The organism is Salifodinibacter halophilus (genome assembly GCA_012999515.1).
In the GTDB taxonomy this organism is placed as follows: Bacteria; Pseudomonadota; Gammaproteobacteria; order Nevskiales; family Salinisphaeraceae; genus Salifodinibacter; species Salifodinibacter halophilus.
The window spans coordinates 1-615 of sequence record JABEEB010000013.1; the positions used below are offsets into that span (position 1 = coordinate 1).

The 615-nt window shown below is 65.0% G+C and carries 1 protein-coding gene; it reads left to right on the forward strand.

Annotated elements, in window-relative coordinates:
- On the forward strand, positions 1-615 hold a 615-nt coding region (locus HKX41_10435), incomplete at both ends, for a hypothetical protein (protein ID NNC24553.1).

Genomic DNA, 615 nt, shown 5'->3' on the forward strand with positions numbered 1-615 from the left:
GAACGCCAACATCCTGCGCATGACCTACAAGGCGGTGCGCGCGGTGTTTTCCGAGGATCCGATGAAGATGGCCGCGGCCATGAACATGGACCCGGTGCGCTGCTCGTTCTTCTTCAACGGCGTGGAATTCACCGACATCTGCTTCCGCACCGACGCGATCCTCACCGACGACGGGCTCAAGCTGGTCGAGGTCAACGTCGGCACCGCCATCGGCGGCTGGCAGATCCAGTGGATGGACGAAGCCTTCCGCCAGTTCGACGGCTACCGCGAGTTCTTCGACCGCAATGCGGTGACCTGCCGCAACACGCCGGTGACGTTCTTCAAGTTCCTGATCGAATCGGCGGCCAAGGTCGCGCGCGGCGCCAGGGTCCACATCCTGGTCAAGGTGCGCGCGGGCTTCGATGCCGGCGTGTACGGCAGCTTCCTGCAGCAGTACATCGCCGCGGCGGTGCGCGAGTCGGCGATCGACTGCGATATCGGCTTCTACGCCTCGTTCGACGAGCTGGAGGTGACCCACGAAGGCACCTTCCATCGCGGCCGCCGCGTGCACCGGGCGACCTTCGGCGACCTGAGCAAGAAATCGGGCCCGCCGCTGGAGCTGCTGCGCAGCATCTT